Origin of the sequence: Leucobacter muris, from assembly GCF_004028235.1 — a bacterium.
Taxonomy (GTDB): Bacteria; Actinomycetota; Actinomycetes; order Actinomycetales; family Microbacteriaceae; genus Leucobacter; species Leucobacter muris.
The window spans coordinates 1,774,925-1,801,176 of sequence record NZ_CP035037.1 but is presented as its reverse complement, the minus strand read 5'-3'; the positions used below and the strand labels follow the sequence as shown (position 1 = coordinate 1,801,176).

At 70.4% G+C, this 26,252-nt stretch carries 22 protein-coding genes; 16 read left to right on the top strand and 6 right to left on the bottom strand.

Annotated features, from left to right (window positions below; all coding sequences use genetic code 11):
* Positions 1-203 precede the first annotated feature (203 nt).
* A complete protein-coding gene (locus tag Leucomu_RS08470) occupies positions 204-1,835 on the top strand; it encodes a helicase-related protein (RefSeq protein ID WP_407656640.1) in 1,632 nt (543 codons plus the stop codon).
* Positions 1,832-3,517, top strand: coding sequence for an apolipoprotein N-acyltransferase (lnt, locus tag Leucomu_RS08465; protein ID WP_128386942.1), 1,686 nt, complete (start codon positions 1,832-1,834; stop codon positions 3,515-3,517). The genes Leucomu_RS08470 and lnt overlap by 4 nt, the downstream gene beginning before the upstream one ends.
* Here lnt and Leucomu_RS08460 read toward each other — a convergent pair.
* Positions 3,432-3,788, bottom strand: a complete 357-nt coding sequence (locus tag Leucomu_RS08460; RefSeq protein ID WP_017884632.1) for an RNA polymerase-binding protein RbpA — start codon at positions 3,786-3,788, stop codon at positions 3,432-3,434. The two genes, lnt and Leucomu_RS08460, sit on opposite strands and share 86 nt — an antisense overlap.
* Before the next feature lie 179 nt (positions 3,789-3,967).
* On the opposite strand from Leucomu_RS08460, the gene Leucomu_RS08455 reads away from it, so the two are divergent.
* The 5 genes from Leucomu_RS08455 to Leucomu_RS08435 all read left to right on the top strand — a co-directional run bounded on the left by Leucomu_RS08455 (position 3,968) and on the right by Leucomu_RS08435 (position 13,619).
* Positions 3,968-4,735 (top strand): SDR family oxidoreductase, encoded by a 768-nt coding sequence (locus tag Leucomu_RS08455; protein ID WP_128386941.1) that lies wholly within the window; start codon positions 3,968-3,970, stop codon positions 4,733-4,735.
* A 432-nt stretch (positions 4,736-5,167) separates the two neighbouring features.
* Positions 5,168-9,763: a glutamate synthase large subunit gene (gene gltB / locus Leucomu_RS08450; protein WP_128386940.1), complete on the top strand. Its 4,596-nt coding sequence runs from the start codon at positions 5,168-5,170 to the stop codon at positions 9,761-9,763.
* The gene (locus tag Leucomu_RS08445) at positions 9,756-11,237 is read left to right on the top strand and encodes a glutamate synthase subunit beta (RefSeq protein WP_128386939.1); all 1,482 of its coding nucleotides are present in this window, start codon (positions 9,756-9,758) and stop codon (positions 11,235-11,237) included. Before gltB ends, Leucomu_RS08445 begins: the two co-directional genes overlap by 8 nt.
* 129 nt (positions 11,238-11,366) lie before the next feature.
* Positions 11,367-12,011, top strand: coding sequence for an NAD(P)-dependent oxidoreductase (locus tag Leucomu_RS08440; RefSeq protein ID WP_128386938.1), 645 nt, complete (start codon positions 11,367-11,369; stop codon positions 12,009-12,011).
* A gap of 63 nt (positions 12,012-12,074) precedes the next feature.
* Positions 12,075-13,619 (top strand): N5-glutamine methyltransferase family protein, encoded by a 1,545-nt coding sequence (locus tag Leucomu_RS08435; protein WP_128386937.1) that lies wholly within the window; start codon positions 12,075-12,077, stop codon positions 13,617-13,619.
* A gap of 17 nt (positions 13,620-13,636) precedes the next feature.
* Here the strand turns inward: Leucomu_RS08435 and Leucomu_RS08430 are convergent, their stop codons facing one another.
* On the bottom strand, positions 13,637-14,389 hold the full coding sequence (locus Leucomu_RS08430) for a sulfite exporter TauE/SafE family protein (RefSeq protein WP_128386936.1): 753 nt from the start codon (positions 14,387-14,389) through the stop codon (positions 13,637-13,639).
* 137 nt (positions 14,390-14,526) lie between these two features.
* On the opposite strand from Leucomu_RS08430, the gene hisD reads away from it, so the two are divergent.
* The 3 genes from hisD to Leucomu_RS08415 are packed head-to-tail and all read left to right on the top strand — an operon-like array spanning position 14,527 to position 17,380.
* Positions 14,527-15,852, top strand: a complete 1,326-nt coding sequence (gene hisD / locus Leucomu_RS08425; RefSeq protein WP_128386935.1) for a histidinol dehydrogenase — start codon at positions 14,527-14,529, stop codon at positions 15,850-15,852.
* Positions 15,852-16,334 (top strand): transcriptional regulator NrdR, encoded by a 483-nt coding sequence (nrdR, locus tag Leucomu_RS08420; protein ID WP_128386934.1) that lies wholly within the window; start codon positions 15,852-15,854, stop codon positions 16,332-16,334. Before hisD ends, nrdR begins: the two co-directional genes overlap by 1 nt.
* A gap of 2 nt (positions 16,335-16,336) precedes the next feature.
* Positions 16,337-17,380, top strand: coding sequence for a quinone-dependent dihydroorotate dehydrogenase (locus tag Leucomu_RS08415; RefSeq protein WP_128386933.1), 1,044 nt, complete (start codon positions 16,337-16,339; stop codon positions 17,378-17,380).
* 188 nt (positions 17,381-17,568) lie between these two features.
* Here the strand turns inward: Leucomu_RS08415 and Leucomu_RS08410 are convergent, their stop codons facing one another.
* Entirely contained in the window at positions 17,569-18,147 is a 579-nt protein-coding gene (locus Leucomu_RS08410; RefSeq protein WP_128386932.1) for a DUF3043 domain-containing protein, read from the bottom strand.
* A gap of 165 nt (positions 18,148-18,312) precedes the next feature.
* Between Leucomu_RS08410 and erpA the strand changes: the two genes are divergently transcribed.
* The 6 genes from erpA to Leucomu_RS08380 all read left to right on the top strand — a co-directional run bounded on the left by erpA (position 18,313) and on the right by Leucomu_RS08380 (position 22,665).
* Positions 18,313-18,684, top strand: coding sequence for an iron-sulfur cluster insertion protein ErpA (gene erpA / locus Leucomu_RS08405; RefSeq protein ID WP_128386931.1), 372 nt, complete (start codon positions 18,313-18,315; stop codon positions 18,682-18,684).
* Positions 18,685-18,836: 152 nt separating this feature from the next.
* Positions 18,837-19,691: an aa3-type cytochrome oxidase subunit II gene (gene ctaC, locus Leucomu_RS08400; RefSeq protein ID WP_051066206.1), complete on the top strand. Its 855-nt coding sequence runs from the start codon at positions 18,837-18,839 to the stop codon at positions 19,689-19,691.
* Positions 19,692-19,707: 16 nt separating this feature from the next.
* Positions 19,708-21,345 carry an aa3-type cytochrome oxidase subunit I gene (gene ctaD, locus Leucomu_RS08395; protein WP_128386930.1) on the top strand — a complete coding sequence of 546 codons (1,638 nt, stop codon included), beginning with the start codon at positions 19,708-19,710 and terminating at the stop codon, positions 21,343-21,345.
* Positions 21,346-21,366: 21 nt separating this feature from the next.
* On the top strand, positions 21,367-21,789 hold the full coding sequence (locus Leucomu_RS08390; RefSeq protein ID WP_017884646.1) for a cytochrome c oxidase subunit 4: 423 nt from the start codon (positions 21,367-21,369) through the stop codon (positions 21,787-21,789).
* 10 nt (positions 21,790-21,799) lie between these two features.
* Positions 21,800-22,243: a GNAT family N-acetyltransferase gene (locus Leucomu_RS08385; RefSeq protein WP_017884647.1), complete on the top strand. Its 444-nt coding sequence runs from the start codon at positions 21,800-21,802 to the stop codon at positions 22,241-22,243.
* The gene (locus tag Leucomu_RS08380; RefSeq protein ID WP_128386929.1) at positions 22,240-22,665 is read left to right on the top strand and encodes a TetR/AcrR family transcriptional regulator; all 426 of its coding nucleotides are present in this window, start codon (positions 22,240-22,242) and stop codon (positions 22,663-22,665) included. Before Leucomu_RS08385 ends, Leucomu_RS08380 begins: the two co-directional genes overlap by 4 nt.
* A 125-nt stretch (positions 22,666-22,790) precedes the next feature.
* Here Leucomu_RS08380 and Leucomu_RS08375 read toward each other — a convergent pair whose 3' ends face one another.
* The 3 genes from Leucomu_RS08375 to qcrA form a co-directional block, all read right to left on the bottom strand.
* Positions 22,791-23,405 carry a class I SAM-dependent methyltransferase gene (locus tag Leucomu_RS08375; protein ID WP_128386928.1) on the bottom strand — a complete coding sequence of 205 codons (615 nt, stop codon included), beginning with the start codon at positions 23,403-23,405 and terminating at the stop codon, positions 22,791-22,793.
* 114 nt (positions 23,406-23,519) lie between these two features.
* Positions 23,520-25,133 (bottom strand): cytochrome bc1 complex cytochrome b subunit, encoded by a 1,614-nt coding sequence (gene qcrB / locus Leucomu_RS08370; protein ID WP_128386927.1) that lies wholly within the window; start codon positions 25,131-25,133, stop codon positions 23,520-23,522.
* Entirely contained in the window at positions 25,130-26,245 is a 1,116-nt protein-coding gene (gene qcrA, locus Leucomu_RS08365; RefSeq protein WP_017884651.1) for a cytochrome bc1 complex Rieske iron-sulfur subunit, read from the bottom strand. The genes qcrB and qcrA overlap by 4 nt, the downstream gene beginning before the upstream one ends.
* Between the last annotated feature and the right edge of the window lie 7 nt (positions 26,246-26,252).

The window sequence follows — 26,252 nt, the reverse complement described above, 5'->3', positions numbered from 1 at the left end:
CGTGTCGCTCTCGGCGACCGTCTCGAACGCCGAGGAGTTCGGCGACTGGATGCACGCCGTGCGCGGCGACACCGACGTGATCCTCTCGGAGCACCGCCCGGTGCCGCTCTACCACCCCGAAGGCCCTCCTGCCGCTCTTCGTCGGTCGCGACGGCGAGACCGCCGCGACGGGCGGGGGAGGGCGCCTCAACCCCGAGGTGCGCATGCTCGAGGGCGGGCGGCGCGGCGGCGACGACGGCCGCGACGGCGAGCGGGGCGGCGGATACTGCCGCGGCGATCGGGGCCGCGGCGGGCGCAGCCACGGCTACGCCGACCGCGGTCGCACGCGGGGGCGCCCGCCCGTGCGCCGTGCGCGGCGCGTCTCCCGCGCCGACATCGCGCGGGCGCTCGACGAGACGCGCCTGCTGCCGGCGATCGTGTTCGTGTTCAGCCGCAACGGCTGCGACCAGGCGGTGCGGCAGTGCCTCTTCGAGGGCATCGCCCTCACCTCGCGCGAGGAGCGCGAGGAGATCCGGCGCCTCGCCCTCGACGCCACCCGGGGCATGACCGACGAGGAGCGCCGGGTGCTCGGCGTGCGCGAGTGGATCGCGGGCCTCGAGCGCGGCGTCGCCGCCCACCACGCGGGCCTGCTGCCCGCGTTCAAGACGGTGGTCGAGCACCTGTTCCAGCGCCGTCTCGTGAAGATCGTGTTCGCGACCGAGACGCTCGCCCTCGGCATCAACATGCCGGCCCGGGCGGTGGTCATCGAGCGCCTCGACAAGTTCAACGGCGAGCAGCGCGTGCCGCTCACCTCCGGCGAGTACACCCAGCTCACGGGCCGAGCCGGGCGGCGGGGCATCGACACCGAGGGCCACGCGGTGGTGGTCTGGAACGACGGGGTCGACCTCGAGGCGCTCGCCCACCTCGCGGGGGCGCGGTCGTTCCCGGTGCGCTCGAGCTTCCGGCCGACGCCCAACATGGCCGTCAACCTGCTGCAGCGCATGGACATGGAGCACGTGCGCGAGACGCTCGAGCTGTCGTTCGCGCAATTCCAGGCGGATCGCGCGGTCGTCGACCAGGCCCGCGAGCTGCGGGCCGAGCAGGAGTCGCTCGCCGGGTACGACGCCGCCGCGGCGCGGTCCCAGGGCGCGGACCGCAAGCGGTGGGAGGATCGCGCGCGCAAGCTGCGGCGCCGCCTCGAGCGCGGGCGCCGCCAGATCGCGTCGCGCACGGGCACGATCGCCCGCGTCTTCGACCGAGTGGTCGAGCTGCTGTTCGACCTCGACTACCTGAACGGGCCGTCGAACGAGCCCGAGGTCGCCCCGTGGGGCGAATTGCTGCGCCGCATCTACGGCGAGCGCGACCTGCTGGTAGCCGAGTGCCTACGCCGAGACGCGCTGCGCGGACTCGACGCGGCCGGTCTCGCGGCGATGTGCTGCGTGCTGAGCTACGAACCGCGGCGCGACGACGAGGGTGAGCCGAGCCTGCCAGGCGGGCGCCTCTTCGCGGCCGCGCACGACCGGGTACTCGACCTGTGGGTCGAGCTCGACGACCTGGCCGAGCGACACCGGCTGCCGCGCAGTGAAATGCCGCACGCCGGCCTCGCCGCCGCGATGCACGCCTGGGCTGCGGGCACCCCCATCGAACTCGTGCTCGAGCGCTCCGGCATCGGCGCCGGCGACTTCGTGCGCTGGGCGAAGCAGACGATCGACCTGCTCGACCAGATCGCCCAGGCGTGCGAGACGGCCGTGCTGAGCGGTCTCGATGAGGATCGCCTCGGCGAGCTGGCCCGGCTCGCTCGCGAGGCGAAGCGCGGCGTGCGCCGCGGCATCGTCGAGGCATCGAGCACCTCATGACCCCGACGCTCATCGCGCGTCTGCCGTGGTGGGTGTCGCTGATCGCGGCGGCCGCCGGCGGGTACCTGCTCGACGTGGCGAGTCCGGCGCTCGCCTGGTGGCCCGCAGCGATCGCGGGGGCCGCTCTCGTCTTCGCCTCGGTCTGGCAGCAGCCCTGGCAGATCGGGCTGCAGGCGGGTCTCGTCGCTGGTGCGGCGTTCTGGGCGCCCCACATCTCGTGGCTCACGCTCTACCTCGGGCCGGTGCCGTGGCTCGGCCTCTGCGCGGTGATGGTGCTCTGGTTCGCGCTGTTCGGCATTGCGGCCGCGGCGGCGACGCGGGGCATCGCGCGCCTGCCCTGGTTCTCGGAGCGCGTCGGAGCACTCGTGGTCGCGCAGTCGCTCGCGGCCGCCGGGCTGTGGGTGCTGCGCGAGCAGGTGCAGGGGTCGTGGCCGTACGGCGGCTTCGCGTGGGGGCGCCTCGCGCACACGCAGGCCGACGGGCCGCTCGCGCAGGCGGTGTCGTGGGTCGGCTTCGCGGGCCTCTCGGGGCTGCTCGCGCTCGCCTGCGCGCTGCCGGTCGCCGCGCTCCTCTCGCGCCGCTCGGCGGCGGTCGGCGCCTCAGGGATCGGCGCCTCCGGGATCGGCGGTGCCCGGCTCCGCGGTCCCGTGCTGCCGGCCGCCGCCGCCGCGCTGGTGCTCCTGCTCGTGATGGCACTCGTGCCGGCGCCGCCGTTGCCGCAGACGGGCGCCCTTCGCGTCGCCGCGGTGCAGGGCGATTCGAAGTCGGGCATCTTCGACGACCGCGAGTCGGGCGACGTGCTCCGTGATCACGTGGCCGCGACCGAGGAACTGCTCGACCGTCTCGAAGCCGATGACGAGACCGTCGACGTGATCGTCTGGCCGGAGAACAGCGCCGAGTTCGCGCTGCCCGACAACCCGCTCGCGGCGCAGCGGGTGGCACGCCTCGCGAAACGGGCCGGAGCGCCGATCGTGGTCGGCACGATCCTCGCGAACCCCGACGGCAGTTACACCAACAGCTCGCTGATCTGGGGGCCGGAGGGTGCCGAGCCCGGGCGATACGACAAGCGGTATCCGGTGCCGTTCGCGGAGTACATGCCCAATCGAGAGTTCTTCCGCGCTCTCGCCCCCGACCTCGTCGATCTCGTGCAGCTCGAGTACACGGCGGGTGTGCTGCCGGCCGCCTTCGAGGTGCCCTCGGCAGCGGGGCCCGTGCGGGCGGGGCTCGCGATCTGCTTCGACATCATCTTCGATGCGCAGGCGGTTGCGATGGGGGGCGACGGCGCCGAGGTGATCTTCGCGCAGACGAACAACGCCGACTTCGGGCGCACCGATGAGAGCGCTCAGCAACTCGCGATCGCGCGGCTGCGTGCCGTCGAGACCGGTCGCGCGCTCGTCAACATCTCCACGGTGGGCACGAGCGCGGTGGTCGCGCCCGACGGCGGGGATCTCGCGACGCTGACGCCCTTCACCGCCGATGCGATGGTCGCCGAGGTGCCCTTGGTGGAGGGCAAGACCCCGGCCTTGAACGCCGGATCCGCGATCGCCGCCTTCTGGATGGCGATGGGAGCGCTCGGGTGCGCGGTGGCCGCGGCCGCTACTTGGCGCCGCGGCGGGCGCGCAGCAGCTGCAGACGCTCCTCGAGCAGTTCCTCGAGCTCTTCGCGGGTCCGGCGCTCGATGAGCATGTCCCACGGGGTGCGCTGCGAGGACTCCTTCTCCTCGAACTCGGCGCGCGCTGCGCGCCCGGCCTCGTCGTCGAGGAACCCGATCTCGCCGCTCTTCTGATCCACCCACTCGGCCGGGGGCTCGGCGTCGGCGTCGAAGAGCACGCTGAAGCGCACCCCGCGATCGGTCAGGTACTCGACGGTGCGTCTGGGCGAGAGCTCGACGCCCTCTTCACCCTGCAGACTCGTCGAGCCGATACGCGTTCCTCGGAGCGTTCGATCAGCCATGCTGGACCTCCTCGCCGGTGATGTGCGGGTGGGAGCGCCCACGGACCCGCGGGCGCCCCTGCCGTTCATTGCAGCGTACTCGTTCGCGACGGGTTCGCGATACCCCTGTACATGGGCTGCTCAGGATGCAAGGTCCACTACTCTGGGAGGCACGTATTTCGAAACGACGAGGAGCACTTGTGACTCAGATTCTTGAACCGGGCACTCTCTCCGGTCGCCGCGCGCTCGTGACGGGATCCTCCCGCGGGATCGGAGCCGACACCGTCCGGTACTTCGCCGAGGCGGGCGCCGACGTGGTCGTCAACTTCCGCAACAAGGCTCCGCGCGCCGAGAAGCTCGCCGCGCAGCTGCGCGAGCTGGGCGTGCGCGCGCTCGTGCAGGGCGCCGACCTCACCGATCCCGACTCGGTCGAGGCGATGATGGAGGCCGTGCGCGAGGAGTTCGGCGGCCTCGACATCCTCGTGCTCAACGCTTCGGGCGGCATGGAGAGCGGCATGGAGGAGGATTACGCGCTGAAGCTCAACCGAGACGCGCAGCTGTCGGTGCTCGACGCCGCGCTGCCGCTCCTCGGCGAGGGCTCGCGCGTGGTGTTCGTCACGAGCCACCAGGCCCACTTCATCCGCACCACCCCCACGATGCCCGAGTACGAGGGTGTGGCGCTCTCGAAGCGAGCCGGCGAGGACGCGCTGCGCGAGCGCATCCCGGAGCTCGAGGAGCGCGGGATCGGCTTCACCGTGGTCTCGGGCGACATGATCGAGGGCACCGTCACGGCGACCCTGCTGAACCGCCTCAACCCGGGCGCGATCGAGCAGCGCCGCGAGCAGGCCGGCAAACTCTACAACGTCTCGGAGTTCGCGGCCGAGGTGGCGCGCGCCGCGGTCGATCCGGTGCCCGCCGACCACACGCGACTGGTCGGCGACACGAGCAGCTTCGACGGCGACGCGTGACCGGATCCGCGGTCGCGCTCCGGTGCGACCGCGGTCGCTCCGTGCTCCTCGGGTGTGGCGGAGCACGAGCGGTTCCGCGCCGATTCAGCCGGTGGGCGATAGTCGAACGCTCCGATGAACGGGGTGGCGACTATCGCACACCGGCTTTTTCGCGCCCGGTTTCGGAAGGACGACGGCAGTGTTTCGGTTATGTTTCGTGAAATGCGACCGTTCGGAGATTGTCAAGATGTTCCGCAGAATATTTCGAGGAGAAGTATCGGATCGTGAATGCTGTGCATAAAGTGCGTTAGCCGATTCGTTTCGCCGAAGAAACGACTGGTAAACTGGCCCCTCCACAGCCACCATGGCGCGCTGCGACGGCGCTGTCGCAGATGATTCCCCATCGGTGGCTCCGCCCGGGCCGCCGACGTCCCGCCGAGAGAGAGGACGTCGATGAGCGACCGAGCAGCGACCCCCACCGCCAGCCCCGCCGGCTTCCCCGAGCGCGTCGGGCTCTACGACCCCGCCGATGAGCGCGACGCCTGCGGCCTCGCGTCGGTCGTGTCGCTCACGGGCGAGCCGAGCCACGAGATCGTCTCCCTCGCGCTCGAGGCGCTCGAGCACCTCGAGCATCGCGGCGCGGTCGGCTCCGACGCGGGAACGGGCGACGGCGCGGGCATCCTGAGCGATCTGCCCGACCGCTTCATCCGAGAGGTCCTCGCCGAGCACGACGCCCGTCTGCGCCTGCCCGCGGCCGGCGGCTACGCTGCGGGGCTCGCGTTCCTGCCCCAGGCGTCGACCGAACGCCAGGCGGTGCGGTATCGCATCGGCGCCATCGCGGCCGAGGAAGGCCTCTCGGTGCTCGCCTGGAGGCCCGTCGCCGTGCGCCCCGAGGTGCTCGGCGAGAGCGCCCGCGCCGTCAGCCCGGTCATCGAGCAGCTCGTGCTCGTGCCCGCGAGCGGCGAGGCGGTCGACACGGATCAGCTCGAGCGGCGCGCGTTCCGCACCCGCAAGCGCATCCAGCACGAGACGGGCTGCTACCTGCCGTCGCTCGGCGCCCGCACGATCGTGTACAAGGGAATGGTCACCACGCTGCAGCTGCCCGGCTTCTACCCCGAGCTGTCCGACGAGCGCTTCGAGAGCCGCTTCGCCATCGTGCACTCGCGCTACTCGACCAACACCTTCCCCTCATGGCATCTCGCCCAACCGCTGCGCCTCGTCGCTCACAACGGCGAGATCAACACCGTGCGCGGCAATCGCAACTGGATGCGGGCGCGCGAGGCGCAGCTCGAGAGCCCGCTGCTCGGCGACGTGCGGCAGCTCTCCCCGGTCTGCTCGGAGGGCGGCAGCGACTCGGCCAGCTTCGACGAGGTGCTCGAGCTGCTGGTGCGCGCGGGCCGCTCGCTGCCGCACGCGCTCGCCATGATGGTGCCCGAGGCCTGGGAATCCGAGACCGGCCTGCACCCCGACCTCGTCAGCTTCCTCGAATACCACTCGCTCGTGATGGAGCCGTGGGACGGGCCCGCCGCGATGATCGCCACCGACGGCACCGAGCTGGTCGCAACCCTCGACCGCAACGGCCTGCGCCCCGGCCGCTTCCTCGTGACCAGCGACGGCGTCATGGTGATCGCCAGCGAGACCGGTGTGCTCGACATCGCCCCCGACCGGGTGATCCGACGCGGGCGTCTTCAGCCCGGCCGCATGCTCGCGGTCGATCTCGCGAGCGGCACCATCCGCGAGGACGAGGCCGTGAAGCGGGAGCTCGCGAACCTCGCCCCCTGGGGCGAGTGGCTCGAGGAGGGACGCATCCGGCTCTCCGAACAGCCCGAGCGCGAGCACCTCGTGCACCCCCCGGCCTCGATCAGCCGGCGCCAGCGCACCTTCGGCTACACCGAGGAGGAGCTGCGGCTGCTGCTCACCCCCATGGCTCGCGACGGCATCGAGCCGATCGCGGCGATGGGCACCGATACGCCGATCGCGGCGCTCTCGGAGCGGCCGCGCCACATCTACGACTACTTCGTGCAGCAGTTCGCGCAGGTCACCAACCCGCCGCTCGACGCGCTGCGGGAAGAGCTGGTCACGAGCCTCGTCACGAGCATCGGGCCGCAGCAGAACCTGCTCACGCAGTCGGTCGACCATGCCCGTCAGGTGATCCTCGACTTCCCGGTCATCGACAACGACGCGCTCGCGCGCATCCAGCACTTCGGCGACGACCCCGAGCGCGAGCGCGCGGTCACGATCCGCGGTCTGTACCCCGTCGACTACGACGCAAAGGGCCTCGCCGACCGGCTCGAGACGATGTGCTGGGAGGCGAGCGCCGCGATCGAGGCGGGGGCCGAGTTCATCATCCTGTCCGATCGCGACTCCAACAAGGACCTCGCCCCCGTGCCGTCGTTACTCGCCGTCTCGGCGGTGCACCACCACCTCATCCGCGAGGGGCAGCGCATGAGCGTCGCGCTCATCGCCGAGGCGGGCGACGTGCGCGAGGTGCACCACGTCGCGGCCCTCATCGGCTACGGCGCCGCCGCCGTCAACCCCTACCTCGCCATGGAGACCGTCGGGCTGCTCGTGCGCGACGGGTCGATCGCGGGCGTCACCGAGGAGCAGGCGATCGCGAAGCTCATCAAGTCGCTCGGCAAGGGCATGCTCAAAGTGATGAGCAAGATGGGCATCTCGACCGTCGCCTCGTACTGCGGCGCGCAGACCTTCGAGGCGATCGGCCTCTCGCAGCAGCTCGTCGACCGCTACTTCACCGGTACCGCCTCGCGGCTCGGCGGCGTCGGCCTCGACGTGATCGCCGCCGAGGTCGCCGCCCGCCACCGCGCCGCCTACCCCGACGACCCCGCCCCGCTCGCGCACAAGAAGCTCGAGACCGGCGGCGAGTACCGATGGCGGCGCGGCGAGGAGCCCCATCTCTTCGACCCCGAGACCATCTACAAGCTGCAGCACGCCACCCGCACGGGCCGCCGCGAGATATTCGCCGAGTACACCCGCCGCGTCAACGACCAGCAGCAGCGGCTCATGACCCTGCGCGGCCTCTTCAGGCTCTCACCCCAGCGGCCGCCCGTGCCGCTCGGCGAGGTCGAGCCGGTGAGCGAGATCGTCAAGCGCTTCGCGACCGGCGCCATGAGCTACGGATCGATCTCGCCCGAGGCGCACCAGACCCTCGCGATCGCCATGAACATGCTCGGCGGCAAATCGAACACGGGCGAGGGCGGAGAGGCCGAGGATCGGCTGCTCGACCCCGAGCGGCGCAGCGCGATCAAGCAGGTCGCGTCGGGCCGCTTCGGCGTCACCTCGATGTACCTGACGCACGCCGACGAGATCCAGATCAAGCTCGCCCAGGGGGCGAAGCCGGGCGAGGGTGGTCAGCTGCCGCCGCAGAAGATGTACCCGTGGATCGCCCGCACCCGCCACGCCACCCCGGGCGTCGGGCTCATCTCGCCGCCCCCGCACCACGACATCTACTCGATCGAAGACCTCAAGCAGCTCATCTTCGACCTCAAACGGGCCAACCCCGCCGCGCGCATCTCGACCAAGCTCGTCGCCCAGAGCGGCATCGGCCCGGTCGCCGCGGGCGTGGCAAAGGCCCTCTCCGACGTGATCCTCGTCTCCGGCCATGACGGCGGCACGGGCGCGAGCCCCATGAACTCGCTCAAGCACGCCGGCTCCCCGTGGGAGCTGGGCCTCGCCGAGGCCCAGCAGACCCTCATGCTCAACGGCCTGCGCGAACGCGTCGTGCTGCAGGCGGACGGCCAGCTGAAGACCGGCCGCGACGTGGTCGTCGCCGCCCTGCTCGGCGCCGAGGAGTTCGGCTTCGCGACCGCCCCGCTCGTCGTCTCGGGCTGCATCATGATGCGCGTCTGCCACCTCGACACCTGCCCGGTGGGCGTCGCCACGCAGAACCCCGAACTGCGCGAGCGCTTCACCGGCCGCGCCGAGCACGTGGTCAACTTCTTCCGCTTCATCGCCGAGGAGGTGCGCGAGCTGCTCGCCTCCCTCGGCTACCGCACCCTCGGCGAGGCCGTCGGCGACAGCTCGGCGCTCGACGTCGACGACGCGATCCGCCACTGGAAGGCCGAGGGTCTCGACCTCACGCCGATCCTGCGCGGCCCGTCGTTCCCCGAGAGCGAGCCGCGGCGGCACGGCCGCGAGCAGGATCACGAGCTCGACGAGCACTTCGACCGGGGCCTCATCGAGATGGCGGCCGACGCGCTCGACCGTCGCGAGCCGGTGGTGGTCGACCTGCCGATCCGCAACATCGACCGCGCCGTCGGCACGATGCTCGGCCACGAGGTCACGAAGCGATACGGCGCGACGGGCCTCGCCCCCGAGACCATCGACGTCACCCTCACCGGCTCGGCTGGGCAGTCGCTCGGCGCCTTCATCCCGGCCGGCATCACGCTGCGCCTCATCGGAGACGCCAACGACTACGTCGGCAAGGGGCTTTCGGGCGGCGAGATCGCGATCCGCCCGCACCCCGATGCCGGGCACGCGGCGTCGGGCAACGTGATCGCGGGCAACACCATCGGGTACGGCGCGACGAGCGGCAGCCTGTGGATCGCGGGCACGGTGGGGGAGCGCTTCCTCGTGCGCGGATCCGGCGCTACCGCGGTCGTCGAGGGCGCGGGCGACCACGCGCTCGAGTACTTCACGGGCGGATTCGCCCTGATCCTCGGCCCCACCGGGCGCAACATCGGCGCCGGCATGTCGGGCGGCGAGGCGGCGATCCTCGATCTCGACCCCGCGAACGTGAACTCGGCCGAGCTCGGGTCAGGGGCGCTTACCCTGACCCCGCTCGACGATGCACTGCGCGAGCGGATCGCAGCGCTGCTGAAGCGGCACGTCGAGCAGACCGGTTCCGAGCTCGGCACCGCGCTGCTCGACGAGATCGACAGCGACCCCGAGCGCGTTTTCGCGCGCTTCACCCGACTGATCCCGCGCGGCTACTCGCGCGTGCTCGAGATTCGCGAGCGCGCCAACGAACAGGGCGTCGACCCCGACGGAGAGCGGGTCTGGTCCGAGATCCTGGAGGCGACCCATGGCTGATCCCCGCGGATTCCTGAAGGTGCGCGAGCGCGAACTCACCCCCAAGCGACCCGTCGCACTGCGGCTGAAAGACTGGCGCGAGGTCGTCGACCCCGCCGACCCCACCGTCGTCGCACGGCAGGCGTCGCGCTGCATGGACTGCGGCGTCGCCTTCTGCCACCAGGGGTGCCCGCTCGGCAACCTCATCCCCGAATGGAACGACCTCGTCACCCGCGACCGCTGGCAGGACGCCATCGAGCGGCTGCACGAGACGAACAACTTCCCCGAGTTCACCGGCCGCGCCTGCCCGGCTCCCTGCGAGTCGGCGTGCGTGCTCGGCATCAACCAGCCGGCCGTCACGATCAAGCAGACCGAGAACGGCATCATCGACCAGGCCTTCGCGAACGGCTGGGTGACGCCGCAGCCGCCCGCGCGCCTCACGGGCAAGACGGTCGCCGTCGTCGGATCCGGGCCCGCGGGCCTCGCCGCCGCGCAGCAGCTCACGCGCGCCGGTCACACCGTCGCCGTGTACGAGCGCGACGAGCAGCCCGGAGGTCTGCTGCGATTCGGCATTCCCGAGTTCAAACTCGAGAAGCAGCTCGTGACCCGCCGCGTCGAACAGCTCAAGGCCGAGGGCACGCGCTTCCGCTGCGGCATCGAGATCGGCCGCGACATGTCGTGGAGCGAGCTGCGCCGCCGCTTCGACGCGGTGGTCGTCGCGACGGGCGCCACCGTGCCGCGCGAACTGCCGCTGCCCGGCCGCGAGTTCGCGGGCGTGCACTACGCGATGGACTACCTCACCGCGCAGAACCGCGCGCTCGCGGAAGCGGGGGAGCAGCGGGGCGACGAGCCTGCCGCCGGCTTGCCCGCCGAGTTCGACGCGGCGGGCAAGCACGTGATCGTCATCGGCGGTGGCGACACCGGCGCCGACTGCGTGGGCACCGCCCACCGCCAGGGCGCGAGATCGGTCACCAACCTCGCCATCGGTCGCAAACCCTCGCCGACGCGCACCGACACCCAGCCCTGGCCCGTGCACCCGACGCTGTTCGAGGTGTCGAGCTCGCACGAGGAGGGCGGGGAGCGCCGCTACCTCGCCTCGACCGTGGAGTTCGTGGGCGACGCCGAGGGCAGGGTGCGCGCCCTGCGCGTCGCCGAGACGGGCTTCACCGAGCGCGGCCGCGAGCCGATCCCGGGCACCGAGCGGCTCATCGACGCCGACCTCGTGCTCATCGCGATGGGCTTCACCGGCCCCGAGGCGATCGAGGATCAGGGTCTGCGGCTGGGCCGCGGATCGCGCGGCGCGTTCGAGCGCGCCGACGACTACGCGACCGATGTGCCCGGCGTCTTCGTTGCGGGCGACGCGGGCCGGGGCCAGTCGCTCATCGTGTGGGCGATCGCCGAGGGGCGGGCCGCCGCGGCCTCGGTCGACGCGTACCTCACGGGCGAGACGGTGCTGCCGAGCCCGGTCCGGGCCTTCGACCGCGCGTTCGCCTGAGCGGTGCGGCGAACGCCGCACCGCTTCGCCGACGGGACCGTGCGGCGCCGCGCGGAATAGCGGCGGGTCGCGGTCGGTTGCACCGAGGGGCCCGTCGTGTCGGCGGGCCGGGACTTCGAGGAGGCAGAGATGACCAAGGTGACGGTAATCGGCGGCAGCGGGTACGCGGGATCGCACATCGTCGAGGCTGCGGCGGTGCGCGGGCTCGAGGTGACGAGCGTGAGCCGCGGCGAGAGCGCGCAGCAGATCGCGGGGGCGCGGTACGTGCGGGGTTCCATCACCGAGGCGGCCGACCGCGCCCGGGCGCTCGACGGGGCCGACGTCGTGGTTGCCGCGGTCTCACCGCGCGGTGACATGGCAGGCCGCGTCCGCCCCGCCATCTCGGAACTCGCTGCAGAGGCCGCCGCCGCGGGGGTGCGCCTCGGTGTGATCGGCGGCGCCGGCTCCCTGCTGCAGAGCGAAGGCGGAGACCTCGTCATGAACGGCCCCGACTTCGCCGACGAGGTGAAGCCCGAGGCCGCCGAGATGGGCGGCGTGCTCGACGACCTGCGCTCCGCGCCCGAGGCGCTCGACTGGTTCCTCGTGAGCCCGGCCGCCACCTTCGGAGCGTGGGCGGCGGGGGAGTACCGCGGCGAGTACCGGACCGGCGGCGACGTGCTGCTCACCGACGCCGAGGGCCGCTCCGAGATCTCTGGCGCCGACTTCGGCGTCGCGGTGGTCGACGAGATCGAGGATCCGAAGCACCGCCGCGCCCGCTTCACCGTCGCCTACTAGGCGCGCACCGGCGGTCGTGCGAGTCCGCACGACCGCCGGTCGGGGAGCGAATACCCTGGTGGGGTGGATCCCGAACTCATCGACCGCCTGCACGCCGGCCTCGCCGCCGCCGACTACCGCGTCGACGCGGTCGCGAGCCTGCTCGGGGCCGCGGCAGACGGCGCCCGCCAGCGCGGGGTGTTCGCTCCGGCGCTGCGAGCGCTCGGCGAGCGCGACGAGGGCCCGCTCCCCGCGCTCGTGCGGCTCTTCCTGCTCGCCCAGCGGGTCGACGGCGCCGAGCTCGACGCCGCCCTGCCCGAGCTCGGCGCAGCGGGGGCGATCGGGCTCGGCCTCGTGGAGGCCGACAGGGACGGCCGCCTGCGCGCCGCGCTCTCGCTGAACCCCGTCGCGGTGACAGACGCGCGGTCGGACCGGCCGCTGCACTGGTGGATCATCTCAGACCTCGACGATCAGCTGCGGCGCCGGCCAGCGCGCCCCGACCACGTCATGGGCGTCGGAGGAGCGACGCGATCCCTCATCTCGCAGGCGCCGCCCGCGGATGCGGCGAGGTGCCTCGATCTCGGCACGGGCTGCGGGATCGTGGCGATGCACCTGGCGCTGCGCGGCGAGGTCGTCGCGACCGACATCTCCGAGCGGGCGCTGACGATGGCCAGGGCGAACGCCCGGCTGGGCGGGGTCGAACACCGGATCGACTTCCGTCTCGGCGACCTCTTCGCGCCGGTCGCGGGCGAGCGATTTGACCTCGTGCTCTCGAACCCGCCGTTCGTGATCACCCCGCGAGGCGACGGCGACGCGCCCGTCTACGAGTACCGCGACGGCGGTATGGCGGGCGACGGCCTCGCCGAGCGGGTCGTGAGCGAGGCGCCCGGTCACCTCGCCGAGAACGGCACGCTGCTCTGTCTCGCGAACTGGGAGTCGCCGTGGGGGTCGAACGGCCTCGAACGGGTGCGCGAGTGGATCGAGGCGGCCGCCGGCTCGGCCGGCGCGCTCGACGCCTGGGTGATCGAGCGCGACCGGGTGGACCCCGCGCAGTACGCCGAGACCTGGGCCCGCGACGGGGGAGCCCGGCCGGGCACCGACGAGTTCGAGCGGCTCATGGGCTCCTGGCTCGACGACTTCGCGGCGCGCCGGATCACGGCGATCGGGCTCGGGGCGATCCGCGCCCGAAGGTGTGCATCGGCGGGTGCTGCCGAACGCGCGCTCGTGGAGGTCGATCGAGCGGCCGGCGCGTACGCGGCCCAGGATCTCGGAGGCGGGCTCGCCGCCGCGTTCGACGCGGGCGTGCGCGCGGCTCGCATGAGCGACGCCGAGGTGCTCGCGACCCGTTGGCTGCGCGCCGAAGCGGTGGTCGAGGAGCGCGAGCACACGCCCGGCGAGGAGGCGCCGCGCGCGATCCGACTCACCACCGATCGACCCATCGCCCGCAGGGTCGCGGCCGACCCGCTCATCGCCGCAGCCGTGGGAGTGTGCGACGGCGAGCTCTCGCTCGGCCGCATTGCCGACGCCCTCGCCACGCTGCTCGAGGTCGACGCCGACGCGGCGGCAGAGGCGCTGGTCGCCGGGTTCCGCGAACTCGCGTGGCTCGGCATGCTCGCACCGCTCGAGTGACGCGACGATCCGCCCCGTCACCCGAACAGCTCGAAGAGCCCCTGCGACAGCGAGGCCGCCGCCCCCACGAACGCCAGCACGATGACCAGCCGCCGCACCTGTCCCACGGTGACGACCCTCAGCAGTCGCTCGCCGAGGGCGATGCCGGTCAGCAGCACGACCACCACGAGGCCCCAGAACCACCAGCCGGTCGCGGGCAGCGAGCCCGGATCGAGCATCAGCTTCATCGCCGCCGACGTCACCCCGATCATGAGGAAGTAGGGCTGCAGCGTCGCGGCGAACGCCGTCTGCGGCCAGCGGGTGAGCACGGCGTAGGCGCTCACCGCCGGACCGCCGACACCGGCAAGGGAGTTCGTGAGCCCCGAGAGCAGCCCCGCGACCGCTCTCGGCCCGCGCTGCTCCGTCGAGAAGCGGTTTCCTCGCATGGCGAGCGAACCGCCGAGCCCGACGATCACGATGCCGCCCACCGTCACGGCCATCACCGCCGGCGAGAACAGCTGCGCCACCCAGGCCCCGGCGAGGGAACCGACCACGGCGAAGGCGCCGAGCCACCGGAACATCGACCAGTCGATCGACCGCCACACCCGCGGAAGGATCAGGCCGCTCGACAGGATCGAGAGCACGTTGACGAGCACCACGCCCGAGTGAGCGCCGATCACGAGCGCCATGAAGGGCGAGACGAGCATCGCGAAGCCGAGCCCCGCCACCCGCTGCGCCACGGACCCCAGCAGGATGAGACCGAGGATCAGCGCACCGGTCGCCAGGCTCATGCTCCGGCTCCCCGGGGGTCGCGTCGAACGATCGAGTGCTGCATCCGTGCCATGGTCATCTGCACTCCATCCTGTCAGACCGGTTCGCACCCGGCGCCGAGGCGAGCCCGCCGCGCTGCCGGTAAACTGGGCGGGTGATGCGAACGATTGACCTGCGGGGGCAGCAGCTCTCTCGCACCGACCTGCTGCGGCTCGTGCCGCGCGCCGCACTCGACATGGGCACCGCGGTGGACCGCGTGCGCCCCCTCGTCGAGGCGGTGCGAGATCGAGGAGAGGACGCGCTGCGCGAGCAGGCGCGCGACTTCGACGGCGTCGAGGGGCACGCGCTGCGCGTGCCCGCCGAGCGCATCGCCGCGTCGCTCGAAACCTGCCCGCCCGAAATCCGCGCCGCACTCGAACTGCTGATCGAGAAGCTGCGGCGCGCATCCGCCGCCCAGGTGCCCGCCGAGCAGCTCACCCGCTTCGGCGACGGGGCCGTCATCCGGCAGCGCTGGCAGCCGATCGGCCGCGTCGGACTCTACGCGCCCGGCGGCAAGGCCGCCTACCCCTCGTCGGTCATCATGAACGCCGTCGCCGCGCAGGCCGCCGGCGTGCCCGAACTCGCGCTCGCCTCGCCCGCGCAGGTCGACAACGACGGCCTGCCGCACGAGGTCGTGCTCTGGGCCGCCGCGCTCGCCGGCGTCGACGAGGTCTACGCGATCGGCGGCGCCGGCGCCATCGCCGCCTTCGCGCACGGCGTCGAGAGCATCGGGCTCGCGCCCGTCGACAAGATCTCGGGGCCGGGCAACGTCTTCGTCGCCGCCGCGAAGCGCGTGGTGAACGGCGTCGTCGGCATCGACTCCGAGGCCGGCACCACCGAGATCCTCGTGATCGCCGATGAGAGCGCCGATCCGCGATTCGTCGCCGCCGACCTCATCAGCCAGGCCGAGCACGACGAGGCCGCGGCGTCGGTGCTCGTCACCGACTCCGCCGAGCTCGCCGAGCGGGTGCGCTCGGAGATCGAACGCCGCGCGGCCCGCACGCGCCACGCCGAGCGCGTCGCCACGGCGCTCGCCGGCCCGCAGTCCGCGGTGATCCTCGTCGACGACCTCGCCACGGCCGCCCGCGTCAGCGACGCCTACGGCCCCGAGCACCTCGAAATCCAGACCCGCGACGACGAGGCGGTGCTCGCCCGCATCAGCGACGCCGGCGCGATCTTCGTGGGCGGCTACACGCCCGTGAGCCTCGGCGACTACCTGGCGGGCTCCAACCACGTGCTGCCCACCGGCGGCACCACGCGCTTCGCCTCGGGCCTCGGCGCCCACACCTTCCTGCGACCGCAGCAGGTGATCGGCTACGACCGCGCCGCGCTCGCTGAGGTCGAGCAGCCCCTCCTCGCCCTCGCCGACGCCGAGGGCCTGCCCGCGCACGGCGAGGCCGTCAGCGCCCGATTCGAGGCCGAGCGCGCGGGGGAGGGCGCCTGATGCACTGCCCGTTCTGCCGCCACCCCGACAGCCGCGTCATCGACTCCCGCACCGCCGACGACGGCCTCTCGATCCGCCGTCGCCGGCAGTGCCCCGAGTGCGGCCGCCGCTTCACCACCACCGAGACCGCGAGCCTCACCGTGATCAAACGATCCGGCGTGGTCGAGCCGTTCAGCCGCGAGAAGGTCATGAGCGGCGTGCGCAAGGCCTGCCAGGGCCGGCCCGTCACCGAGGCCGACCTCGCCGTGCTCGCGCAGCAGGTCGAGGAGTCCGTGCGCTCCAGCGGCATCGCCCAGTTCGACGCCAATGAGATCGGCCTCGCGATCCTGCCCCACCTGCGCGAACTCGACGAGGTGGCCTATCTGCGCTTCGCCAGCGTCTACCAGGCGTTCGAGTCGCTCGCCGACTTCGACGCCGCGATCGCCGAGCTGCGCGCGCACCCCGCGGGCGAGGCATCCGCATCGACCCCCACGGAGGACTGACCATGCGTCTCTACCCGCTGCTCTTCGGCACCGTGCTGCGACGCATGGACCCCGAGACCACCCACCACCTCGCATTCAAGGTGATCCAGGCCGCGCCCTTCACCGCGGGCGTGGTGCGCCGACTCTGCGCCCCGCACCCGTCGCTGCGCACCCGAGCGCTCGGCATCGACTTCCCGAGCCCCTTCGGGCTGGCCGCCGGCTTCGACAAGAACGCGCAGGGGATCCTCGGTCTCGGCGAGTTCGGCTTCGGGCACGTCGAGATCGGCACGCTCACCCGCCACGCCCAGCCCGGCAACCCGAAGCCGCGCATGTTCCGGCTGGTCGGCGACCGCGGTCTCATCAACCGCATGGGCTTCAACAACGGCGGATCGGCCGCCGCGGTTCCCCGCATCGAGCGCGCCCGGCTGTCGCGCCGGCGCCCCGTGATCGGAGTGAACATCGGCAAGAGCCGCGTCACCGAGGTCGACGACGCCGTGCAGGACTACGTCTGGAGCGCCCAGCGCCTCGCGCCGATCGCCGACTACCTCGCGGTGAACGTCAGCTCGCCCAACACGCCCGGCCTGCGAGGCCTGCAGGAGCTCGAGATGCTCGAGCCGCTGCTCGCGGCCGTGCGCGACGCAGCCGGCACCACCCCGCTGCTCGTCAAGATCGCCCCGGACATGGCAGACGAGCAGATCGACGGCATCGTCGCCCTCGCCAGGCGCCTCGGGCTCGACGGCGTCATCGCCACCAACACCACGGTCTCGAGGGAAGGCCTCACCGCTCCCGCCGCCGAGATCGAGCGCATGGGCGCCGGCGGGCTCTCGGGCGAACCGCTGCGAGAGCGCTCGCTCGAAGTGCTGCGCCGCATCCGGGCCGCCGAGCCGGACCCAGGCTTCTGCGTGATCTCGGTCGGCGGCGTCGCCACCGCCGACGACGTGCTCGAGCGGCTGCGGGCGGGCGCGACGCTCGTGCAGGGGTTCACCGCCTACATCTACGAGGGGCCCCTCTGGGCGCGCGCCGTCAACCGGGGCCTGCGCCGAGCCGGCTGGACGCAGCAGCGGTAGCCGCGGCTTCCGGCTCGGCCTCGGACGCAGGCGGCTCGGCCTCGGTTTCCGGCTCGGCCTCGGACGCGGGCGCGGGCGGATCGGTGCGCCCCGGCCGAGGACATCGCCCCGGTAACGCAGAACCCCCGGTCGATGCGACGTCGTCTCGCATCGACCGGGGGCTCTGCGTGAGGATCCCGGATGCGGGATCAGCTCGGGAAGCTGCCCCGCTTCACCTGGGGCTTGGGCACGCGCAGCGGGCGGAACTGGAAGGCGCGCATCGCGGCGTACCAGCGGAAGCCCGGCTGCACGCGATCCTCTCCGAACTTCTCGCCGAGGCGCTTCTTCAGACGCATGCCGAGGAAGACCGCGTCGATGATCGCGAGGCCCACGAACGCCCAGATCACGATGAGGCTGATCACCTGCATGATGCCCGGGATGAACGTCATCACCAGCACCACGAGCATCATGGGGATGAGCAGTTCGCCGACGCTCCAGCGGGCGTCGACGTAATCGCGCACGTAGCGGCGCTGCGGCCCCTTGTCGCGAGGGGTGAGGAAGCGCTCGTCGCCCTGCATCATGCCGAGGCGGGCGCGCTCGCGCGCCTCCGTCTGCTGACGCCGCTGCTCCTTCATGAGGGTCTTGTCCCTCGAGCCGACGATGGGCCGCGCGTTCGCCGCCTGCGCCTGCTTGCGCGAGGGCGTCGGCCGACCTTTGCCGACCCTGGCCTCGTTCTGAGCGTCGTGCTCGTCGGCGGCGGTCGCGCCGTCAGCGCCCTTCTTTGCCACGCCTGTCCTCTCGATCGATGCGCTCTGCGCGCGTTGCGTACAGCGGATGTCGACGAACCGCGTCGACTGCTGCCCCAAGACTACCGTGCGCTGCTGGCGACTTCCCCGGCGGAGCGGCGTAGAATCGGGGAAGACGGGTTCAACACGCGAGCGAGGAGTTTACGCATGAGCACTGAGACGATCGCTGCAGAGACCGCGGCTGCCGAGCACGCCCACGGAGTCGCGCTCAGCGGGGCCGCGCAGGAGAAGGTGCGCAGTCTGCTGGCGCAAGAGGGGCGCGACGATCTGCGACTGCGCATCGCCGTGCAGCCCGGCGGGTGCTCGGGCCTCATCTACCAGCTGTTCTTCGACGAGCGAGAGCTCGAGAACGACGCCGTCGTCGACTTCGACGGGGTCGAGGTCGTGGTCGACGCCATGAGCATTCCGTACCTCAGCGGCGCCACGATCGACTTCGAGGACACCATTCAGAAGCAGGGCTTCACCATCGACAATCCCAACGCCCAGGGCAGCTGCGCCTGCGGCGACAGTTTCAGCTGAACCGGGCCGGGCATCGAGAGTTCGCGACACCCGGTGTCGGTTCGGGGAATGCTCAGGTTCGCGCTAAGCTAACAGGGAGTCATCAGCTTCGCCTGCCATCCGAGCCGGCGAGAAAACAGTTCGAAAGGTATGCGGTGCGTTCCAATCGTCGAATGAAATGGGTCGCGGCCCCGGTGGCGCTCTCGGCAGCGCTGCTCCTCGCCGGCTGCACCCCCGAGCAGCAGCGGGGCTTCCTGCCCGAGGGTTCCGAGGGAGCCACCAGCCACACGGACGGCATCACGGGCCTGTGGGTCACCTCCTGGATCGTGCTGCTCGCGGTCGGCGTCATCACGTGGGGCCTCATCATCTGGGCCACCATCGCCTACCGCCGCCGCAAGGGTCAGACCGGCCTGCCGGTGCAGCTCCGCTACAACATGCCGATCGAGACCTTCTTCACGGTCGTCCCGGTCATCCTGGTGCTCGGCTTCTTCGCCTTCACCGCTCAGGAGCAGAGCAAGATCGAGGCCCGCATCGACAACCCCGACAACACCGTCGAGGTCATCGGCAAGCGCTGGGCCTGGGACTTCAACTACGTTGATGACGACGTCTACTTCCAGGGCGTGCAGGTGCAGACCGACGCCGAGGGCAACGCCGAGGAAGACACCATGCCGGTGCTCTACCTCCCGGTCGACAAGACCACCGAGATCCGCCTCGAGACCCGCGACGTCATCCACTCCTTCTGGGTGGTCGAGTTCCTCTACAAGAAGGACATGATCCCCGGTCAGACCAACTACATGAGCTTCACGCCGACCAAGACCGGCACCTTCATGGGCAAGTGCGCCGAGCTCTGCGGCGAGTACCACTCGATGATGCTCTTCGAGGTGCGGGTCGTCGAGCAAGACGAGTACGACGCGTACATCGACTCGCTGCGCGACGCCGGCAACACGGGCCAGGTGACCGTCGAGTTCAACCCGAACCAGGAGCGCCTCGCGATCGACAACGACAGCGCGAAGTCGCAGAACGACTAACGAGGGAAACAGAAACATGAAGAAGGGCAACGTCATTGTCTCGTGGCTGACGTCCACGGACCACAAGGTGATCGGATACATGTATCTGATCAGCTCCTTCGTGTGGTTCCTGATCGGCGGCCTGATGGCGCTCCTGATCCGCGCGCAGCTGTTCGCGCCGGGTCTCGAAATCATCGCCACGAAAGAGCAGTACAACCAGCTGTTCACCATGCACGGCACCATCATGCTGCTGATGTTCGCCACCCCGCTCTTCGCGGGCTTCGCGAACGTCATGATGCCGCTGCAGATCGGCGCTCCCGATGTCGCCTTCCCGCGACTCAACGCCTTCGCCTTCTGGCTCTACACCTTCGGCTCGCTGATCGCCGTCGGTGGCTTCCTCACCCCGCAGGGCGCGGCCTCGTTCGGCTGGTTCGCATACGCGCCGCTCTCCGAGATGACCTACTCGCCCGGCGTCGGCGGCAACCTCTGGGTGCTCGGCCTCGGCGTGAGCGGTTTCGGCACGATCATGGGCGGCGTGAACTTCATCACCACGATCATCACGATGCGCGCACCGGGCATGACCATGTGGCGCATGTCGGTGTTCACCTGGAACACGCTCATCACCTCGATCCTCGTGCTGCTCGTCTTCCCGGTGCTCGCCGCGGCGATGTTCGGCCTCGCCGCCGACCGCATCTTCGGAGCGCACATCTACAACGGCGAGGGCGGAGCCATTCTGTGGCAGCACCTCTTCTGGTTCTTCGGCCATCCCGAGGTGTACGTCATCGCGCTGCCATTCTTCGGCATCGTCTCCGAGGTCTTCCCGGTGTTCAGCCGCAAGCCGATCTTCGGCTACAAGACGCTGATCTACGCGACGATCTCCATCGCCGCGCTGTCGATGACGGTGTGGGCGCACCACATGTACGTCACCGGCTCGGTGCTGCTGCCGTTCTTCGCGCTCATGACGATGATGATCGCGGTGCCCACCGGTGTGAAGATCTTCAACTGGCTCGGCACGCTGTGGCGGGGGTCGATCACCTTCGAGACGCCCATGCTCTGGTCGCTCGGCTTCCTGGTGTCGTTCGTCTTCGGCGGCCTGACCGGCGTCATCCTGGCGTCGCCGGCGCTCGATTTCCACCTCTCGGACACCTACTTCGTGGTCGCGCACTTCCACTACGTGATCTTCGGCACGGTCGTGTTCGCGATGTTCGCCGGCTTCTACTTCTGGTGGCCGAAGTGGACCGGGCGCATGCTCGACGAGCGCCTCGGCAAGATCCACTTCTGGGTGCTGTTCATCGGCTTCCACATGACCTTCCTCGTGCAGCACTGGCTCGGCGTCATGGCCATGCCTCGTCGCTACGCGACCTACCTTCCCGCCGACGGCATCACCTGGGGCAACCAGCTGTCGACCGTGGGTGCGATGGTGCTCGGCGTCTCGATGATCCCGTTCCTGCTGAACGTGTACATCACGGCGCGTCGCGCCCCGAAGGTCACCGTCAACGATCCGTGGGGCTACGGCCGCTCGCTCGAGTGGGCGACCTCCTGCCCGCCGCCCCGCCACAACTTCACCTCGATCCCGCGCATCCGCACGGAGTCGCCGGCGTTCGATCTCAATCACCCCGAGATCAGCGGCGTGGAGCAGCCGGTTCGCGAGCCCGCGCTCGCCGAGAAGAAGTGATCTCGAGGAGATACTGAAGCAATGAAATCCAACATCGTCATCTTCTGGATCCTCACGGCATACTTCGTGCTGCTGGCCTCCGTCTACACGATCTGGAACATGTCCGTGCACGGCTACCCCGAGTGGGCCGGCTCCACGGCGATCCTGCTCTCGGGCGGTCTCACCGGCTTCATCGCCTTCTACCTGGGGCTCGTGAAGAAGAAGCAGGGCGGCGTGCTGCATGAGGACCGCCTCGACGCCGACATCGACGACGGGGATCCCGAGCTCGGCGAGTTCAGCCCCTGGAGCTGGTGGCCGCTGTTCCTCGCCTTCGGCGCCTCGATGGTGGTGCTGGGCCTGTGCGTGGGCTTCAACTTCTGGCTCTCGTTCCTGACCCTGCCGCTCGTCATCGTCGGCATCGTCGGCTGGGTGTACGAGTACTACCGCGGCAACTTCGCACGATAGAGGCCTTCGCTTGAGCATCATCATCCGCCGCGGGCGCAGCGAGGACGGCGCGGACGTCCTCGCTCTCGCCCGTCAGTTCACCACGGGGCGCGAGCCCATCGGCCGCGACGAGTTCCTCATCGCGTTCGACAACGTGCTGCGGCACCGCGACCAGGAGACTAACGTGCTCTTCGTCGCGGAGCTCGACGATCGACTGGTCGGCTACTCGCTGATGACGGTCTCGCGCCTGCTGCATGCGCCCGGCCTCACCGCCCACCTGCAGGAGATCGTCGTCGACGAGGCCTCGCGGGGCCACGGCGTGGGGGATCGGCTGATGCAGGCCAACGAGCACTACTGCATGGGCCGCGGGGTGCGCCAGCTCTCGGCGTCCACCGCTCGCATCGGCTCGTTCTACAACCACCGGGGCTTCGAGCCCGTCGGTGAGCACTACCGCAAGGTTCTCGACCTGGGGTGAGCACCACGCATCGTCGCACTCGGCGACGTCCCGGTGAGAACCGGGAGCGCCTGCTGGAGGCCGGACTCGTGGAGTTCGGCCTCTTCGGCTATCACGGCGCCTCCACAAGTTCCATCGCCGCCCGCGCGGACGTGCCGCAGCCACACGTCTACGCCAACTTCGAGACGAAGCAGCAGCTCTTCCTGGCGTGTTTCGAGCGGCTCGGCGAGCAGCTGAGCGTGCGCCCCTCCGAAGCGCCGTCAGAGAGCCTCCTGCGCTTCCTCTACCAGTCGGTGGCCTCCTCGGCGGCGCCCGGGCTGCAGAAGCCGATGCGAAGGCCGCTGCTCGAGCTCCGCGCGTTGCTGGGGGAGCCGCTTTTCGACGCCCTGCTCGCCGCGGGGGCCCGGGCTCTTCTCGACGCGCAGCCCGATCCCCGGCCCTGAGCTCCGGCCCTGAGCCACACCCCTGAGCTCCGCAGACCGGCGCCGGTCAGGCCCGCGTCACTTGCTTGCGTCGCCTACGCGCGTCGCTCCGCTCCGAGTTCTGCAGAGGTGCGACCTTTTGCCGCCTAGACCCTGATCGCGGAGATCGACGCGTGAGGGCGGGCCGGAGGGTTCTGCCGGCGTTCGACGTCGATCACGTCGAATCCCACAGCCCCGAGCATCTCGCGGAACTGCTGCGGAGAGTGGGTGAACGCCGTCGTCACTGCGTGCTCGAACGGCTCATCCGCGGGGCCGTCGAAGAAACCGACGAGCAGCCGGCCGCCGGGGGAGAGCACCCGAGCGATCTCGCGAAGCTGTGCGTCGAGATCCCGAGGCTCGGCGTGGATCAGCGAGTACCAGGACAGCACGCCGCCGAGTGATCCGTCACCGGCCTCGAGCGAGCGAGCGTCGCCCACTGCGAACGCGAGTTCCGGGAAGCGCTGCTGTGCGACGCGCACGAACTCGGGGGTCAGATCAATGCCGTGCGCGTCGACGCCGTGGTGCGCGAGGTGTGCGGTCCAGTGCCCTGGGCCGCACCCGAGATCCAGCAGCCGCCCCTCCACGCTCATCGCCCATTCGGTGATGCGCGAGCGATCGAGGGGATGCATGTCGTCGACCGATCCGAGCAGCCGCGTGTACTCGGCCGCTCGCGCGCCGTAGGCGGCGCTGACGGGGTTCTCGAAGGCGTGCGGGTTGCTCACGCCCCGAGGCTAGCAGCGCGTCGTAGCGGCGCAGGGGAATGAGCGCGCCGCGGTGCGGAAACGCGTGAGGCCCCGCAGGAATAAACCTGCGGGGCCTCACGCGCCGGGAGAGGATCAGTGACCCTCGTGGTGGCCCTTCTCGATCTCGCCCTGGGAAGGCGGGACGATGCGGTCTTCGAAGAACCAGCGGCTGAATCCTGCGCGCAGGCGCTTCGAGAACGGGATTCGGCCGTCGTCGTTGGGACGCAGCATGAGCGGTGCGTAGTCGTGGTAGCTGACCAGCTCCCAGCGCTCGTACTCGTCGAGCGGCTTGTGCACCTCGATGTACTCGCCACCGGGCAGGCGCACGATGCGGCCCGACTCGTAGCCGTGCAGGGCGATCGCGCGGTCCTTCTTCTGCAGACCGAGGCAGATGCGCTTGGTCACGAAGTAGGTGAAGATCGGGCCGAAGATCAGCAGGGCCTGGAGCGCGTGGATCACACCCTCCATCGAGAGCTGGAAGTGCGTCGCCATGAGGTCCGAGCTCGCGCCGGCCCACATGACCGCGTAGAACACGACGCCGGCGGCGCCGATCGCGGTGCGGGTGGGGGCGTTGCGGGGGCGATCGAGGATGTGGTGCTCGCGCTTGTCGCCGGTCACCCACGCCTCGACGAAGGGGTAGATGGCCACGAGCACCAGGAAGATGCCGATGACGATGAGAGGCAGCAGCATGTTCCAGGACCAGGTGAAGCCGAACCACTCGGTTTCGAGCCCGGGCGGCACGAGGCGCAGCATGCCGTCGGCGAAGCCGATGTACCAGTCGGGCTGGGTACCGGCCGACACCGGCGACGGGTCGTAGGCGCCGTAGTTCCAGATCGGGTTGATGCCCACGAACGAGGCGATCAGCACGATCATGCCGAACACGATGAAGAAGAAGCCGCCGGCCTTCGCCGCGTACACGGGAAGCACGGGGTAGCCGACCACGTTCTGCTGGGTCTTGCCCGGGCCGGGGTACTGGGTGTGCTTGTGGATGACCACGAAGGCGAGGTGCAGGGCCACGAAGAGGATCACGAGCGCCGGCAGCACCATGATGTGCAGCATGTACAGGCGGCCGATGATGTCGGTACCGGGGAATTCGCCTCCGAAGAAGAAGTACGAGAGGTAGGTGCCGATCACGGGGATCGCCTTGATGATGCCGTCGATGATGCGGAGACCGTTGCCGGAGAGCACGTCATCGGGGAGCGAGTAGCCGGTGAAGCCCTCGGCCATCGCGAGCACGAAGAGCACGAAGCCGATGAGCCAGTTGAGCTCGCGCGGCTTGCGGAACGCACCCGTGAAGAAGATGCGGAGCATGTGCAGGCCGATCGAGGCGACGAACAGCAGCGCGGCCCAGTGGTGCACGTGACGCATGAGCAGGCCGCCGCGCACGGAGAAGGAGATGTCGAGCGTCGATGCCATGGCGACCGACATCTCGAGGCCCTTCATAGGCACGTAGGGGCCGGTGTAGTGCACCTCGGCCATGGAGGCCTGGAAGAACAGCGTGAGGAAGGTGCCCGACAGCAGGATCACGATGAAGCTGTAGAGGGCGACCTCGCCGAGCAGGAACGACCAGTGGTCGGGGAAGACCTTGCGGCCGAACTCCTTGACGGCGACGCCGATCTTGGTGCGCTCGTCGATGTAGTTCGCTGCGGCGGCGGTGAAGCGGCTCGAACCGCTCTGCGCGGGGGATTCAGTTACGGTGCTGCTCACTTGAGGCGCTCCCAGAAGCTCGGGCCGACAGGTTCATGGAAATCGCTCTGCGCGATGAGGTAGCCCTCGTCGTCGACGGTGATGGGCAGCTGGGGCAGCGGGCGCTTGGCCGGACCGAAGACGACCTTCGCGTGCTCCGAGACGTCGAACTGCGACTGGTGGCAGGGGCAGAGCAGGTGGTGGGTGTGCTGCTCGTAGAGCGCCACGGGGCAGCCCACGTGCGTGCAGACCTTCGAGTAGGCGACGATTCCGTCGTACGACCAGTTCTCGCGCTCGGGAAGCTCCTTGAGCTCGGCCTGGTCGAGACGCATCAGCAGCACGATGGCCTTCGCCTTGGCGTCGAGCAGCGTCTCGCTGCCGCCGCGCTCGTCGAGGCTGAGGTTGTGGAAGTCGTCGTGGTTCAGCGTCTCGGGGATCACGTGGAACGCGGAGCCGATGGTGACCTCGCTGGCCTTGATCGGAACGCCGGAGGGGTCGCGAGCCAGGCGCACGCCCTTGTCCCACATGGTGTGCTTGAGCAGCTGCACGGGGTCGCGGTCCTGCGGAGCGAGGCTGCGGAGGAGCGTGATGCCGGGGAGGGGGAACGCGATGAGCGCGCCGATGAGGCTGTTGCGCACCAGCGAGCGGCGCGAGAAGCCCGACTCCTCGTCGGCGAGCTTGAAGACCTCGGCCGAGGCCTCGCGCGTGGGCGTGTCGCTCGGCACGGGGTGGCGCTCATCGATCGACTCGTGGTCGGCCATGAGGGCCTTGCCCCAGTGCACGGCTCCGACGCCGATGGCGAGCAGCGCGAGCGCCATGCCGAGACCGACGAACATGGTGTGCAGTCGGATCGCCATCATGTCGCCCGTTTCGATCGGGAAGAACATGTAGGCGAGGACGGCGCCGAGGCTGCCCGCGATCGAGATGTAGAAGAGCGTGTAGACGATGCGCTCGGCGCGCTTCTCCCGCTTCGGATCGAGATCCGTGACGCGCTTCCGGTGCGGGGGAAGGCCCGGATTCTGCACAGCGTCGGCCACGACGACCGCGGTGCCTGCCGCAGCTTCGACCGAGCTGTGGCCCTGGGCTGCGACAACGGCGTCACTGCCGCCGTTGTTCTTCGCTTCCTCTGCCATGTTGCTC